The 15,262-nt window shown below is 53.2% G+C and carries 14 protein-coding genes; 12 read left to right on the forward strand and 2 right to left on the reverse strand.

Annotated elements, in window-relative coordinates; genetic code table 11:
• The first annotated feature begins 18 nt into the window (after positions 1–18).
• From ACM5Q9_RS13115 to ACM5Q9_RS13140, 6 genes are read left to right on the forward strand one after another with little or no spacing between them, the layout of a single operon-like run.
• A complete protein-coding gene (locus ACM5Q9_RS13115) occupies positions 19–1,122 on the forward strand; it encodes an ABC transporter ATP-binding protein (RefSeq protein ID WP_169293393.1) in 1,104 nt (367 codons plus the stop codon).
• Positions 1,112–2,113, forward strand: a complete 1,002-nt coding sequence (locus tag ACM5Q9_RS13120; protein WP_418145183.1) for an ABC transporter ATP-binding protein — start codon at positions 1,112–1,114, stop codon at positions 2,111–2,113. The genes ACM5Q9_RS13115 and ACM5Q9_RS13120 overlap by 11 nt, the downstream gene beginning before the upstream one ends.
• 2 nt (positions 2,114–2,115) lie before the next feature.
• Entirely contained in the window at positions 2,116–3,051 is a 936-nt protein-coding gene (locus ACM5Q9_RS13125; RefSeq protein ID WP_169293395.1) for an ABC transporter permease, read from the forward strand.
• A 1-nt stretch (position 3,052) separates the two neighbouring features.
• The gene (locus ACM5Q9_RS13130; protein ID WP_248289982.1) at positions 3,053–3,976 is read left to right on the forward strand and encodes an ABC transporter permease; all 924 of its coding nucleotides are present in this window, start codon (positions 3,053–3,055) and stop codon (positions 3,974–3,976) included.
• A 26-nt stretch (positions 3,977–4,002) separates the two neighbouring features.
• Entirely contained in the window at positions 4,003–5,547 is a 1,545-nt protein-coding gene (pehA, locus tag ACM5Q9_RS13135; RefSeq protein WP_169293396.1) for a phosphoric/sulfuric ester hydrolase PehA, read from the forward strand.
• Between the two features lie 34 nt (positions 5,548–5,581).
• Positions 5,582–6,283 (forward strand): HAD-IA family hydrolase, encoded by a 702-nt coding sequence (locus tag ACM5Q9_RS13140; protein ID WP_169293397.1) that lies wholly within the window; start codon positions 5,582–5,584, stop codon positions 6,281–6,283.
• Positions 6,284–6,338: 55 nt separating this feature from the next.
• Here the strand turns inward: ACM5Q9_RS13140 and ACM5Q9_RS13145 are convergent, their stop codons facing one another.
• Complete coding sequence (locus ACM5Q9_RS13145) at positions 6,339–7,013, reverse strand: prepilin peptidase (protein WP_169293398.1); 675 nt, start codon at positions 7,011–7,013, stop codon at positions 6,339–6,341.
• 238 nt (positions 7,014–7,251) lie between these two features.
• On the opposite strand from ACM5Q9_RS13145, the gene ACM5Q9_RS13150 reads away from it, so the two are divergent.
• The 5 genes from ACM5Q9_RS13150 to ACM5Q9_RS13170 are packed head-to-tail and all read left to right on the forward strand — an operon-like array spanning position 7,252 to position 11,827.
• Positions 7,252–8,418, forward strand: coding sequence for an ABC transporter substrate-binding protein (locus ACM5Q9_RS13150; RefSeq protein WP_418145184.1), 1,167 nt, complete (start codon positions 7,252–7,254; stop codon positions 8,416–8,418).
• A 30-nt stretch (positions 8,419–8,448) separates the two neighbouring features.
• Positions 8,449–9,369: a branched-chain amino acid ABC transporter permease gene (locus tag ACM5Q9_RS13155; RefSeq protein ID WP_418145185.1), complete on the forward strand. Its 921-nt coding sequence runs from the start codon at positions 8,449–8,451 to the stop codon at positions 9,367–9,369.
• Between the two features lie 3 nt (positions 9,370–9,372).
• The gene (locus tag ACM5Q9_RS13160; RefSeq protein WP_418145186.1) at positions 9,373–10,368 is read left to right on the forward strand and encodes a branched-chain amino acid ABC transporter permease; all 996 of its coding nucleotides are present in this window, start codon (positions 9,373–9,375) and stop codon (positions 10,366–10,368) included.
• Positions 10,365–11,114, forward strand: a complete 750-nt coding sequence (locus ACM5Q9_RS13165) for an ABC transporter ATP-binding protein (protein ID WP_418145187.1) — start codon at positions 10,365–10,367, stop codon at positions 11,112–11,114. The genes ACM5Q9_RS13160 and ACM5Q9_RS13165 overlap by 4 nt, the downstream gene beginning before the upstream one ends.
• Positions 11,111–11,827 (forward strand): ABC transporter ATP-binding protein, encoded by a 717-nt coding sequence (locus ACM5Q9_RS13170; RefSeq protein ID WP_418145188.1) that lies wholly within the window; start codon positions 11,111–11,113, stop codon positions 11,825–11,827. Before ACM5Q9_RS13165 ends, ACM5Q9_RS13170 begins: the two co-directional genes overlap by 4 nt.
• A gap of 335 nt (positions 11,828–12,162) precedes the next feature.
• On the opposite strand, the gene putP is transcribed toward ACM5Q9_RS13170, so the two are convergent.
• Positions 12,163–13,659 carry a sodium/proline symporter PutP gene (putP, locus tag ACM5Q9_RS13175; protein WP_418145189.1) on the reverse strand — a complete coding sequence of 499 codons (1,497 nt, stop codon included), beginning with the start codon at positions 13,657–13,659 and terminating at the stop codon, positions 12,163–12,165.
• 497 nt (positions 13,660–14,156) lie between these two features.
• Between putP and ACM5Q9_RS13180 the strand changes: the two genes are divergently transcribed.
• Positions 14,157–15,194 carry a DctP family TRAP transporter solute-binding subunit gene (locus ACM5Q9_RS13180; RefSeq protein WP_418145190.1) on the forward strand — a complete coding sequence of 346 codons (1,038 nt, stop codon included), beginning with the start codon at positions 14,157–14,159 and terminating at the stop codon, positions 15,192–15,194.
• Positions 15,195–15,262 lie beyond the last annotated feature (68 nt).

The raw sequence follows: 15,262 nt of genomic DNA on the forward strand, positions 1-15,262 counted from the left end.
CACAGGACCTGAATCATTATGCCATTGCCTATTTCATCTCCGGAAAACCGGCGCGATGTAGACGTTGATGCCGGGCAGCAGCCTGAAATCCAGCTTAAACCGGCAACCGGTTTGCGCTCTGTCCAGGGGGCAGCCGCGCCTGCCAACCAGGAAGCAACCCTTAGCATACGTAATCTGAAAGTGGCGTTTGAGCAGCAAGACCGTATTGTGCAAGTATTGCATGGTATCGATCTGGATATTCTGCCGGGTGAAACCGTGGGTATTGTGGGTGAGTCCGGCTGCGGCAAAAGCGTAACCTGGCTGGCCATCATGGGCTTGCTGGGCAAGCGGGCCCGTCTGTCCGGTTCGGTGAAGTTGAACCGGCAGGAAATTCTGTCGGCTTCATCAACGGTTTTGACCGGCCTGCGGGGCAAGCGCATTGCCATGATTTTTCAGGATCCTTCTTCTTCCCTGAATCCGGCACACCGCATCGGCTCACAAGTCGCCGAGGCGGTTAGCCTGCACCGGGGCCTGCATGGCCAGGCTGCGCTGGAAGAAGCCAAACGATTGCTGGATCGGGTACGGATTCCCGATGCGGCACAACGCATGAAAGCCTATCCACACGAATTGTCCGGCGGTATGAACCAGCGTGTCATGATTGCCATGGCACTGGCTGGTGAACCCGAACTCTTGATTGCCGATGAGCCAACCACTGCGCTGGATGCCACGGTGCAAGCCCAGATTCTTGACTTGCTCAAAGAAGTGCGTGCCGAGTCTGGCATGGCAATGGCCCTGATTTCGCATGATTTGGGGGTGATTGCCGATATTAGTGACCGGGTGATGGTGATGTATGCCGGCAGGGTGGTGGAATCGGCAAGCAGCGAGCGGATTTTTTCCAGCCCGGCTCACCCTTATACCCGTGGATTGATGGATGCCTTGCCTGATTTGCAATCGTCTGGTCGCCTGAAGTCGATTCCGGGGTTTGTGCCTGAACCGGGCAAGTTGCCACTAGGGTGCAGTTTTAGCCCGCGTTGCGAGCGTAGTACCCAATTGTGTGTAAATGCCCAGCCGGTGCAGGTTCGCTTGGACAGGGAACATCTGGTTTCCTGTTTCAACCTTGGAGAGCAGTCAAGTGTTGCTTGAAGTCAATCAACTTGTCCGTCACTATCCGGTCAAGTCATCATCATTGTTATTTGGTAAAAAAAATGTCCTGAAAGCTGTAGATGGGGTGTCATTTACCCTGCAGGCCGGCAAAACCCTGGGTCTGGTTGGTGAGTCCGGTTGTGGCAAATCGACGACGGCCAAAATGGTGCTTGGGTTGCTAGCGCCTAGTCAGGGCTCGATCCGTTTTGAAGGTGAAGAAGTCCCCCATCAGCGGACCAGGCATTGGCGTGCACTGAGAAAGCGCATGCAAATGATTTATCAGGATCCGTTGGCTGTGCTGGATCGTCGTTTGCCGATTATCGAGCAGGTCATTGAGCCATTAACGGTACAGGGTAACGGTTCAAGAGAATTCAATTATCGCAAAGCCGCCAATAGTCTCGAGGCGGTCGGCCTCATGCCTCATATGTTTGAACGCTATCCCCACGAATTGTCCGGTGGCCAACGTCAACGGGTCGTGCTGGCCCGCGCGCTAGTCTTGGAACCGAGCCTGCTGGTGTGTGACGAGCCGATTTCGGCTCTGGATGTTTCGATTCAGGCCCAGGTCATCAATTTGCTTGAGGACCTGCAAAAAGCAAGAAAGGTGGCCATCCTGTTCATCAGTCATGACCTGAAGGTGGTGCGGCATATTTGTGATGAAGTGGCTGTCATGTATTTGGGCCGGATCGTCGAGCAGGGGGACACCAAACAAATTTTCAGTCATCCGGCACATCCATATACACAGGCACTGGTCTCTGCGATTCCCGTTATGCGGCAGGGACAGCAAAGCCAACGTATTGTTTTGCAGGGTGAGCCACCCAACCCCATTGATGTACCGGCCGGTTGTGCTTTTCATCCGCGTTGCCAGCATGCAACCGCACGTTGCAGGCAGGAAAGACCGGCTCTGGTATCGCTTGATTCGCAACGCAAGGTCGCTTGCCACTTGTATCAGGTGGCTGGCGTTGCGGACCACAGCATCGCAGCAGGAGCGTAACTATGCTGTCGTATTTTGCATCTCGTATTTTTCGTTCTTCATTAACTGTTTTTTTGGTGCTCAGTTTTGCGTTTGTCATTCTGCGGATGTCGGGTGACCCGGCCCTGATTATTCTTTCACCGGATGCACCGCCGGAGGCGATTGAGGCTTTCCGTAAAAGCCAAGGGCTGGATGCCCCATTGTGGCAACAGTATCTGGGTTATTTTTCCAGTCTGCTCCATGGAGAGTTTGGTGTGTCAATGCGTGATGGCCGGTCGGCGATGACCATGGTTTTGGAGGCCGTACCCGCCACACTGTATATTGCCTTTCCCGCGTTTGTTTTTCAGCTGTTGCTGGGTGTGCCCATGGGTATTCTGGCAGCACTGAACCGCAACTCGTTCATTGACCGTTTTGTCATGAGCTTGTCGGTGGCGGGACATACTTTGCCCAGCTTTGTATTGGGATTATTGCTGGTATTGATCTTCGCGGTCAGTCTGGGCTGGCTTCCCAGTGGTGGCTATGAATCCGCGCAATCGGCTGTTTTGCCTATCTTGACCCTGACGATCGGTGGCGCCGCCGTGCTGGCCCGGTTTACGCGTTCAGCGATGCTCGAGGTGTTGGGACGCCCATATATTCGTGCTGCGGTTGCCAAGGGATTGAACTGGAAACAGGTGGTTATCCGGCACGCTTTACCTAATGCGGCAATTCCCATTATTACCATTATCGGCTTGATGCTGGGTGGCCTGGTTGCCGGTGCGGTGGTTGTGGAAAGTGTTTTTTCCTGGCCGGGAGTGGGGCGCCTGCTTGTATCGGCCGTTTCCAATCGTGATCTTGCTGTTGTGCAATCGGCCTTGCTCTTGATCACGTTCAGTATGGTAACCGCTAATTTGTTGGTCGATGCGGTGTATTGCCTGGTAGATCCAAAGCTCAGGCACAGTCTTTCCGGAACAGGGGGCTAATATGCAAAAAAATTCGTCTATCAGTGCTTTGCCGTTAGCTACTCCTGCAGTGCTTGATATGGCTACTGCACCGGTGCGTATCAGTCGTGCCAAACGCTGGTTGAAGGCCTGCCCACCCTTGGTGATGGCCGGCATTGCCTGGATTGTACTGATGCTGGTGGTGGCCCTGTTCGCCAATTATCTGGCTCCTTACACATATAGTGCGCTGGATCTGAAAGCGCGTTTGCAACCACCCGTATTCCTGGGTGGTGAGGCCAGTCACTGGTTGGGTACCGATGAGCTGGGGCGGGATGTGTTGTCCCGTTTGATTATTTCGATCCAGATCAGTTTGTTGATTGCTTTTATCAGTACCCTGATATCCGCTTTTATTGGGATGGTGCTTGGCTTTTTAGCCGCCCACTTTCGTGGTTGGGTAGAGCAATTGGTGCTGGTCCTGATTGATTTTCAGGCTTCATTGCCTTTCATGATTATCGCACTGGCGGTCTTGGCTTTCTTTGGCAATTCACTCACGCTATTCATTGTCTTGATGGGTTGTTATGGATGGGACCGAACCGCCCGGATTACCCGCAGCCTGACGATTGCTGCCAATGAACAGGGTTATGCCAGTGCCGTACATGATATTGGCGCTTCGCCGTGGCGGGTGTATATCCGCCATGTACTGCCCAATATTGCCAGCACGATTATTGTCAGCGTTACGTTGACTTTCCCGGAAATTATTTTGCTTGAATCCGGTTTGTCCTTTTTGGGGTTGGGGGTACAGCCTCCCATGACCAGCCTGGGCAACATGGTGGGCTATGGACGAGAATACCTGCAGTCCGCACCGTGGATTCTTCTGGCGCCGAGTTTGATTATTGTCCTGACTACTTTTTTCATTAGCATTGTTGGTGATTGGCTGCGTGACCGGCTGGATCCAACCTTGCGTTAACACCCTTCATTTTTAAAGAGTTTCTTGTGAGCAAGCAAAGAAAAAACGTATTATTGATTGTTGTCGACCAATGGCGTGGCGATACCCTGGCCAAACTGGGCCATCCTGTCATCAAGACCCCTAATATTGATGCTTTGGCCGAGGAGGGAGTTACCTTTGCCAGGCACTATACCCAAGCCGTACCTTGCGGACCAGGCAGGGCTTCGTTGCTGACCGGTTTGTACATGATGACGCATCGTGCCGTACAGAACACCATTCCGCTGGATTCCCGTCATACCAATATTGCCTGGGAAGTACGCAAGGCAGGCTATGAACCGGCCCTGGTTGGCTACACCACAACCACGCCTGATCCACGTAAGGTGTCTCCCGAGGATCCCCGCTTCAAGGTATTGGGCGGTGATATGGAAGGCTGGCGTCCGGTAGGCTCCTGGGGTTTGCACATGGAGTCTTACTTTGCCTGGCTGAGCGCGAAAGGTTTTGAGGTACCCGATAATCCTTGGGATATCTGGTTGCCGCAAGGCCGGGAAGCCGGTGATATTGGTGCCACGAATAAACCCAGCTCTATTCCGGCAGAATTGTCCGATACAACCTGGTTTACCAATAAGGCGCTTGAGTACTTGCACGGCGTTAAAGACAAACCCTGGTTCCTGCATTTGGGTTACTACCGTCCGCATCCGCCATTTGCCGCGCCAGCGCCTTACCATGATATGTATGATCCGGCTGATTGTCCTGATGCCATCCGTGCCGAGACGGTCGAGAAGGAAGGTGAGCAGCATCCCATGCTCAAGTTCTATCTTGACTCCATCAAGCGCAATCGTTTTTTTGAAAATGGCGAGGGGCTGGGTGCTGAAATGGATGATGCCGAAGTACGCCAGATGCGCGCTACTTACTATGGCCTGATGAGCGAGGTGGATGACCAGTTGGGCCGTGTGTTTGATTACCTGAAACAAACCGGCCAGTGGGATAATACCCTGATCGTGTTTACCAGTGACCATGGTGAGCAGCTGGGCGATCATCACCTGCTGGGCAAGCTGGGCTATTTCGACCAGAGCTTTCATATTCCGATGATTGTGCGTGATCCTTCCCAACAGGCCGACCAGACTCGTGGCCAGATTGTCAATCGCTTTAGCGAAACCATCGACACGATGCCTACTATCCTTGACTGGATGGGACTGCCGGTGCCAAGGGCTTGCGATGGCAGCTCATTATTGCCTTTTGTGCGTGATGGGCAAGCCCCCGCGGACTGGCGCACTGAAGTGCATTACGAATTCGATTTCCGCAATATTTATTACTCCAAACCTGAAGAAGTCTTGGGCCTGCAAATGGATGAAAGTTCCCTGGCCGTGGTACAGAATGAGCAATACAAGTATGTGCATTTTGCCGGTTTGCCACCGTTGTTCTTTGATTTGGAGCAAGACCCACATCAACTGGTTAATCAGGCCGGGAATCCCGCCTACGACAGCGCAAGGCTTGCCATGGCAGAGAAAATGCTGAACTGGCGCCTGCGTCATGCCGATCGATCCTTGACTGGCTATGCCGCCAGCCCGGAAGGTTTGCAGTCGCGACTATAATCTGAAGTTTGTATAACTATTTGCAGGGTGCCGGATGTTATCCGGTACCCTGTTGCAGGAAACCGCAATGAATGATGCAGGAAAAATCCTGAATACCCGTACCGCACTGATTTTTGATCTTGATGGCACTTTAATCAATACCGAGCCTGATATTCGCCGTGCCCTCAATGATGCGCTGAAAGAATGCCGCTTTGAACCCATGCCTGCGCATATGCCGGTACCCAATATGCATGCCACGCTGGGGGATATCGTTACCACCGTCATGGAAAACCAGGGTATCCCTGCCGCGGCCATGCCCGATTTACTTGCCGCTTATGCCAAATATTACCGTGACAATGGCCATGTCGATGCGCAATTGTATCCCGGTGTGCTGGCGTTTTTGCAAAACCAGCAGCAAAGGGGGTGTGTTATGGCGGTTTGTACCAACAAGATCAGGAAGGATGCATTAAGGGTATTGGCGCATTGCGAAATTTTGCCATTTTTTGGCAGCGTGATTGGTGGTGACACTGCCGTGCATCCCAAACCCCATCCGGCACCATTGTTGCAGGCCCTGCAGGAAATTGGCATGGCCCCTGAAGAGGCGGTTTTTGTAGGTGATACCTACGTAGATGCGCTGTGTGCCAGCCAGATCAACATGGATTTCGTCCATCATGAAGCCGGTTATGGAGGCGAAAAGGTTTTTGACTATCCTGCCAATGCCCGCTTCATGGATTACCGTGATTTGATTCAATCTTGAAATAAATGGAAAATCCGGTCAGCCGAAAAAAACATCAGCCAGCCGGATATGGCGTTTATATCCACCTTTCCAGCATGCCGATTATCCCGGCAAAGGCCAGATACGGTCCAAACCGGATCATGCTACCTGCGTTGCGCTTGCCGCGCAGGCGCTGTACCAGCACGACAATCAAAGAGAGCCCGGTGGCTACAATCAGCAGCACGGGCAGGAACATCCAGCCAAACCAGGCACCCAGGGCGGCGATTAGCTTGAAGTCGCCAAACCCCATGCCTTCGGTTTTGGTAATGCGTAAAAATATCTGGTAAAGCAGCCACAGGCTCATATAGCCGCCTGCGGCACCCAGCACGGCATGCTCAAGTGGCACGAAAGTATCATTAATGTTGATTAGCAAACCCGCCCACAACAGGGAAAGGGTCAGGTGGTCGGGCAACAGGCTTGTTTCGGCATCGATCCAGGCCAGGCTTAGTAAAACCAGCATGAAGCCAATACTGGCCAAGGCGGCAAAACTACTGCCAAAAAACCAGCAGAACAGTGCGGCAATCAGCGGGCCGAGCACCATGAACTGGCTGCGTAACCGAAAATGCCAGGCAGGCACTTGCAGCGGAAGGTCCGGATCAATTGTGCGTGGCAGGATATAGGCGGCCCGGCTAAGCCAGAAACAGGCTGCCAGTGCAAGCAGTACAGCCACTAACATGGCAAGCAGCGGTTCATCGATCAGGTTGGTCCACATTTCTCATTTCCGTTTGGGTGTTTGGCCACAAGGTATTGGGCAGGAAGTATTGATTTTAACGGATTTGTCGTTGTATGCAGGAAACAGCCCGGGCCAGATTTGCCCTATCCGGTGAATCAGGCCATGGAGGGTGGTGTTAAATGGGGTAACATTCTGTTTGCCCTGGTGAATTGGCCTGTGAATAGACGGTTTGGCAGGATATTTGGAATTTTGCAAACATAGAAAAAGAGGAGACGATATGTTTCAACTGAAAAAAACCACGCTTTGCATGGCACTGTCCTTGGGTGTTTTGTCAGCATCACAGGCAGCCGAGCCGATCAAGGTGGGCGTTGCGCTGGATATTTCCGGCCCTTTTGCGGCGATTGGTGTGGAAACCCGTGATGGCATTGAGCTGGCGATTGAAAAGCTGGGTGGCAAGCTGGGTGGCGTAGAGGCCGAGTTCCTGCAAACCGACTTTGCCGGCAACCCCCAGCAGGCCAATCAACTGGCCAACCGGTTCATCCAGAAAGACAAGATTGATTTCTTCACCGGTCCGGTTGCTTCCAATGCGGCACTGGCCGTTGGCCCAGCCCTGTTTGCCGCCAAAGTACCTTTTCTTTCCAGCAACCCCGGCCCCAGCCAGTTTGCCGGCAAGCAATGCAACCCGTATTTTTTTGGTGTTTACCAAAACGACACCTATGATGAAGCGGCAGGGGTGCTGGCCAACGAGGCCGGCTATAAAAACGCGGTTATCATTGCGCCCAATTATCCGGCCGGCAAAGATCACCTGGGTGGTTTCAAGCGCACTTATAAGGGTGAAATAAAAGAAGAAATCTATACCAAAGTGGGCCAAATTGATTACGCGGCTGAAATTGCCCGGATCCGTTCTGAAAAACCCGATGCGGTTTACCTGTTCCTGCCGGGCGCGATGGGGATTAATTTTGTAAAACAGTTTGTGGGGGCAGGCCTGAAAGACATTCCGTTGGTGGCACCCGGCTTTTCTGCCGACCAGGACGTGATTGCCGCGGTGGGCGATGCGGTGGAAAACATGCAAAACACGGCGCATTGGGCGCATGACCTGGACAATCCGGCCAACAAGGAGTTTGTGCAGGCCTTCCGTGACAAATACAAGCGCTATCCCACCGTGTATGCGGCCCAGTCTTATGACGTGGTCATGGCCATGGATGCAGCGGTTCGTGATGTCAAAGGCAATGTCCAGGATCGTGATGCCCTGGTGGCTGCCCTGAAAAACGCCAACTTCAACTCGGTACGTGGCGAGTTCAAGTACGGGGCTAACAATTACCCTATCCAGAATTATTATGTGCGCAAAATTGGCAAGAATGCCAACGGTGAATTAACCAATGTTCTGGTGAAAACCATTTTGCCAAACCATCAGGATGCCTATGTGGCTGAATGCAAGATGTAAGTTGTGTTCAGTTTATAAACGGACGTATTGATGGATGTGATTTTTGTTTTCGAGCAATTGCTTAACGGGGTGGGTTATGGCCTGATGCTGTTTTTGCTGGCGGCTGGCCTGACCCTGGTGTTTGGCATCATGGACACGTTGAACCTGGCGCATGGCTCGCTGTATATGGTGGGGGCCTATCTGGCGGCCCGCGTACACGAAGCCAGTGGCAGTTTCCTGCTTGCCATTGTGGTGGCGGTTGCGGGTACAAAAATACTGGCTTTGCTGGTGGAAGTGCTGGTCATGCGACGGCTTTACCGGCGCGATCATCTTTCCCAGGTGTTGGCCACCATTGGCCTGATCATGATTGCTGATGATGCGGTACGGGCCATTTGGGGACCATCCCCCATCATGGCACCCACACCGGCCTGGCTGTCGGGGCCGGTGACGCTGTTGGGTAGCCTGCCTTACCCGTCATACCGGCTGATGCTGATTGTGGCAGGGTTGCTGGTGGCGCTGGGGTTGTATCTGTTGGTTAACCATACCCGTCTTGGCATGATTGTGCGGGCAGGGGCTTCCAACCGGCGCATGGCCGAGCTGATGGGGGTCCGCGTAAACCGGGTGTTTTCTTTTGTTTTCATACTGGGGGCAGGCCTGGCTGCGTTGGCAGGTGCTCTGATGGGGCCTATTAGTGCGGTGCAAATCGGCATGGGCGATGCTATCCTGATTCCAGCATTAGTGGTGATTGTGATTGGTGGTATTGGTTCTGTCAGGGGCGCCTTTGTGGCTGCATTGCTGGTTGGCCTGATAGACACTGCCGGCCGGGCATTCTTGCCGCCTTTGCTGCATGTGATGTTGCCGCCCGCCTTGGCAGCAGACCTGGGTTCGGGACTGGCCAGTATTGCCATGTATATCCTGATGGCTACCGTATTGGCACTCAAGCCATCCGGTCTTTTTCCGGCAAGAGGCTAAGCGATGCAAAACAATGATCAAGCCATGGTGCCTGCGGTGCCGCTTCAGTACCAGTTGCGGCAGGAAAGCGGCTGGTTTTTATTTGCCCCCTGGCTGGTGTTGGGGGTGCTGGCGGTCTTTCCGCTAGTGGCACCCCTGCTTGGGTTGGACTATTACGTGGGTTTTGTGCAAAGGCTCATGATTTACAGTATTGCCGCCAGCAGCCTGAACTTCCTGATTGGCTATGGTGGCATGGTGGCGCTGGGACACGCCGGTTTTCTGGGCATTGGTGCCTATACGCTGGTAGCCCTGCTTGATAGCGGGCAAGATTCCGTGTGGTTGGCCTGGGGGCTGGCCATGGGGGTGTCGGCGCTGTTTGCCCTGTTGATTGGCAGTATCAGCATTCGTACCCGTGGCATGTATTTCATCATGATTACCCTGGCGTTTGCCCAAATGTTGTATTACCTGGCGGTTTCATTCAGCCGCTTTGGCGGGGAAGACGGTTATGGCATTTATACCCCGTTATCCTTGGGTAGCTGGCTCGATGACGTGCCCCATGCCCTGTACTGGATCGTGTTGCTGATTGCGGCTCTGGTGTTTGCCATGGGCAGCCGGGTGGCCTGTTCCCGGTTTGGTCTTGCCCTGCAGGGCATTCGCGACAATGAAGTGCGTATGGGTGCCATGGGTTATCCGGTGTATGCCATTCGCCTGCTTGCCTTTGTGGTGGCCGGTGCGTTTGCCGGTTTGGCTGGTGCCATGCTGGCGGTCAATAATAATTTTGTCAGCCCGTCCATGATGTCGTTTGGGGAATCGGCCGGGTTGTTGGTGATGGTTATTTTAGGCGGTATGGGACATCGTTGGGGCCCGGCACTGGGGGTGGTCGTGTGGCTGACTCTGGCCGAAGTGCTTAAGCTGTATACCGATTACTGGCACTGGCCCATGGGCTTGATTTTGCTGCTGTCTGTCTTCCTGCTACCGGCAGGCTTGGCAGGTGGCAGTCGCCGAAGGGTGATTAAATGAGTTTGCTGCAAGTACAAGGCCTGGTAAAACGGTTTGGTGGCCTGCTGGCAACCGATCATGTTGACCTTGGCGTGGAAGCGGGCGAAATCCATGCTTTGATTGGCCCGAATGGTGCCGGTAAATCAACCTTGGTTAACCTGATATCCGGATTGCTGGCGCCTGACGAAGGCACCATAAAACTGGACGGGGTCGAGCTGGTGGGCAAGTCCATGAACCAGCGGGTACGCCATGGCCTGTCGCGCTGTTTTCAGGTAACCAGCATTTTTACCGGGCAAACCGTATTTGGCAATTTAATGCTGGCGGCCCAGGCGCACGAAGGGTCCAGTTTCCGCTTTTTTGGCCGGCGTGACCACGAAGTGTTGCTGCATCAGCGGGCATTGGCATTGGCTGAGAAAACAGGGCTAGGCGATTGCCTGAATGTCTTGGCAGGCACCTTGCCCCATGGTGTGCAACGCAAACTTGATGTCGCCCTGGCCCTGGCCTCGCGGCCCAAGTTGTTGCTGCTGGATGAGCCCATGGCAGGCATGGGGCCCGAGGATGCTTTGCAAATGATTGCATTGATTCGCAACCTGCGGCAGGATTGCGCCATTTTGCTGATCGAGCACGATATGGATGCCGTTTTTCAGCTGGCCGACCGGATCTCCGTGCTGGTGTATGGTCGTGTTTTAACTTCAGGCAATGCTGCCCATATCCAGGGCCATCCACAAGTGCAGGCGGTGTATCTGGGTACCGGAGAACAGGCATGAGCGAAACGCCTTTGCTGAGCTGTAAACACCTGAATGCAGGTTATGGTGCGAGCCAGGTTCTGTTTGATGTGGGTTTTGAAATTCATTCAGGTGAAACCATTACCTTGTTAGGCCGCAATGGCATGGGTAAAAGCACCACCATTAAATCCATTATTGGTGACATCCGCGGCAAGTCGGGTGAAATTCACTTTATGGGCCGGCCGGTGCAGGCCCTGAAGGCGGATGCGATTGCCCGCTTGGGGATTGCGATTGTGCCGGAAGGCCGCTTGTGTTTTCCGAACCTGACCGTCCGCGAGCATTTGCTGGCCTTTGCCGATCAGCGCAACGGGCGGGCCGATGGCTGGGATATTGACCGCATTTATGCGCTGTTCCCCCGGCTGAAAGAGCGGTCTTCACATATGGGCAACCAGCTTTCCGGTGGCGAGCAGCAAATGCTGGCGATTGGACGGGCCTTGTCCACCAATCCGCGCCTGCTGATCCTGGATGAGGCCACCGAAGGGCTGGCCCCGGTTATCCGGGATGAAATTTGGGCCTGTCTTGCCAAATTGCGCCAAGAGGGCCAAACTACGCTTATTGTTGACAAGTACCTGGAAAAACTGCTGGGCTTGGCCGACCGTCATATTATTCTGGAGCGTGGCCGGGTGGTCTGGGAGGGCACGTCTGCCAGCCTGGCCAACGATCGCAGCCTGTGGTCGCGCTATCTGGGCGTATAAATCATTAAGTATTCAAAGGACGGTACTGCCATCCGCGCTATGTGAGTCCCATTTGCCGCTTGGCGCAACCCCTGGTTTGAAGAAGACGTGCTGCCGGAACTGAAGCAGCGGGTGCAACGGGTATTGAAATAAATACTGACTGACCCCCAACGGTTGAATGGGTGTTCAACTTTGGGAGTCAGTTCAGCACAGGGGAGTGTGTAGCGCAAATGATGCCACGAAGAAGGAAAATTCCCCTCCTTCGGAGGGGTGGCAGGCGAAGCCTGACGGGGTGGTTGCGTAACAAGTCACGGTCCCAAACAAAGCCTGACGGGGTGGTTACCCCGCCAACTGGTTTAAACTTCAGCCCTGTAAGCTTTATCGGCATCTTCAAACTTCTTGACTACTTCTTTGGATGGCTCAGCACCAAACAGGGAAACCAGAATGATAGTCACAAAGCAGGCAATAAAGCCGGGTACGATTTCGTACAGGTTAATGCCCGAGTTTTTCCACAGCACCACTACGATGGCACCCACAATCATGCCCGCCAAGGCACCTTTGCCGGTCATGCGTTTCCAGAACACCGACAGGATGATAACGGGACCAAAAGCGGCACCAAAGCCGGCCCAGGCGTAGGCAACCAGACCCAGTACCAGGCTGTTGGGATTGCTGGCCAGCCAGATGGCAATCAAGGCAATCAGCAGGACCATGAAACGGCCAATCCAGACCAGTTCTTTCTGCGATGCGTATGGGCGCAGGAAACCCTTGTAGAAGTCTTCGGTAATGGCACTGGAGCAGACCAGCAACTGGCAGCTTAAGGTACTCATGACAGCCGCTAGAATGGCGGACAGGATGATGCCGGCAATCCAGGGGTTGAAGAGGATGGTGGCCAGTTCAATGAAAATGCGCTCATGGTTTTGGGTAACGGGACCGGCTAGTTCTGGGTGTGCCTGGAAGTAGGCAATGCCGAAATAGCCAACCGCCACGGCACCGGCCAGACACAGGATCATCCAGGTCATGCCAATGCGACGGGCGTTTTTCATGGCGTTAGCGCTTTCGGCGGCCATGAAGCGCGCCAGGATATGGGGTTGGCCAAAGTAACCCAGGCCCCACGCGGCGGTACTGACAATGCCCAGGAAAGTGGTGCCGGCAAACAGGCTGGAATATTCCCTGCCGGTCGTAATGGCAGCCGCTTCAATGGATGCCATGGCCTGTTGCCAGTCGCCCAGGCCGATCAGGACCATGATAGGGGTCAGGATAAGGGCAAAAATCATCAGGCTGGCCTGAATGGTGTCGGTCCAGCTAACCGCCAGAAAGCCCCCAATAAAGGTATAGACGATGGTGGCACCTGCACCCAGCCAAAGGGCGGTGCTGTATTCGATATCGAACAGGCTTTCAAACAGGCGGGCACCGGCAACAATACCGGATGCGCAGTAAATGGTGAAAAAGAAAAGGATGATGGTGGCTGCCACAAGCTTGATGAGGCGGCTTTCGGCACCGAAACGGTTGTAGAAGTATTCGGGCAGGGTCAGGGCGTTATTATTGTATTCGGTATGAACACGCAAACGTCCAGCAATCAGGAGCCAGTTCAGGTAGGCGCCTACAGTAAGCCCGATGGCAATCCAGGACTCGGTCAGGCCACTGAGGTAAATGGCGCCGGGCAGGCCCATCAGCAGCCAGCCGGACATGTCCGAGGCGCCCGCTGACAATGCCGTTACAAAACTGCCCAGGCTTCGGCCACCCAGAATGTAGTCGTCAAAATTTCGGGTTGAAAAGTACGCAATAAACCCTACCGCAATAACCACGATAAGGTAAATGGCGAAAGTAATAATCATAGGATTTAAATTGCCCATGTTTTTCCTTCTTTTTTGTTTTTGAAAATGGTTGCTAGATTACTGATTTTTGTTTTGTAAACATATTGGGGTTAACCATGGCTGGCAACAGTTAACCTAATGAATATTCGTTATTTAGTGCAATAAAAAAGGCTTTTATTCATTTTTTTGTTTGCACGGGTTAACCCTTCTATCAAGTTGGTTTATTGAATATGAAACGGTTTTTGTTACTGCTTTTAGTGCGCTTATTTTAACCCTGATATTTTTTTCTGGCGGCTGGCAGGCTTTTGAGCGGATAATTGCCTGCATAAAGTTGCTTAAATGCAGGTGTGCGTTCGTTAAGTGAAAATACGTAGTTACATGTTGTGCGGGTTCAGATAGAATACCCTGATATTGTTTTATCCTTGAAGGAGTTGGCTGGGCGCAAGGGTTCCTCTTCTGCCTGTTTTCCAATTGGGTTCAAGGCAAAGTATTGAAACAGAAAATACGCGATGTGTTCAGATCAAACGGAATCCAAAATGAAATTAAGCGCCCTGTTCAACGCATTTTTCTTGTCTGTGGCGGTCATGGCCTGTTTGTCTGCAACTGAAGCGTTGGCCAATAATTATAAATCGGAATACAAGCTGTCGATTGTCGCTGATGCCCAGGTTCCATGGGGGCAGGGTGCCCAGATCTGGGCTGATCTGGTCAAGGAAAGAACGGCAGGACGCATCAATATCAAGATCTATCCGGGAGCTTCGCTGGTTCAGGGTGAGCAGACACGCGAATTTACCGCTATTCGCCAAGGGGTAATTGATATGGCGGTGGGCTCAACCATTAACTGGTCCCCCCAGGTCAAGCAGCTGAATATTTTTTCAATGCCATTTCTGATCCCTGATTATGCCGCGGTGGATGCCCTGGTACAGGGCGAGGTGGGCAGGCAACTGTTTTCGCTCATTGATAATGCCGGTGTAGTGCCGCTGGCCTGGGGTGAGAACGGCTTTCGCCAAATCAGCAATGCCAAACAGCCCATCAAATTGCCCGAGGACATGAAAGGCATGAAGCTGCGCGTAGTGGGGTCCCCTCTCTTTCTGGATATATTTACCGCATTGGGTGCCGTGCCGGTGCAAATGAGCTGGGCCGAGGCGCAGCCTGCGTTGGCCAAAGGTACGGTAGACGGGCAAGAAAACCCGCTGTCGATTTATCTGGGCTCCAAACTGTACGATGCTGGCCAGAAATACCTGACTTTATGGAATTATGTGAATGATCCACTGGTGTTTGTGGTGAATAAAAACATCTGGAACAGCTGGACCGCGCAGGATAGGGAAATTGTGCGCCAGGCCGCATTGGATGCCGCCAGGCAGGAAGTGGCGCTTGCCCGCAAAGGATTCACACCGGAAGATGAGTCCTTATTAAAAGAAATTGTCAATCATGGGGTAGAAATCAGTGCACTCACTTCTGACCAGCATGAGGCGTTTGTAAAGGCAACCCGGCCTGTGTTTGATAAATGGAAAGAGCGGATTGGTGCAGCGCTGGTTGACCAGGCCCTGATGGATATTGAAAATAGCAAGAAATAATCAAGCGGGTCATTGGCGGTTTTCCTGAAGTTGAGAATGGCCAGTGCTTGGAGGTGGTTCCCACGCTC

It is taken from the genome of Advenella sp. RU8 (genome assembly GCF_048381675.1).
In the GTDB taxonomy this organism is placed as follows: Bacteria; Pseudomonadota; Gammaproteobacteria; order Burkholderiales; family Burkholderiaceae_B; genus Advenella.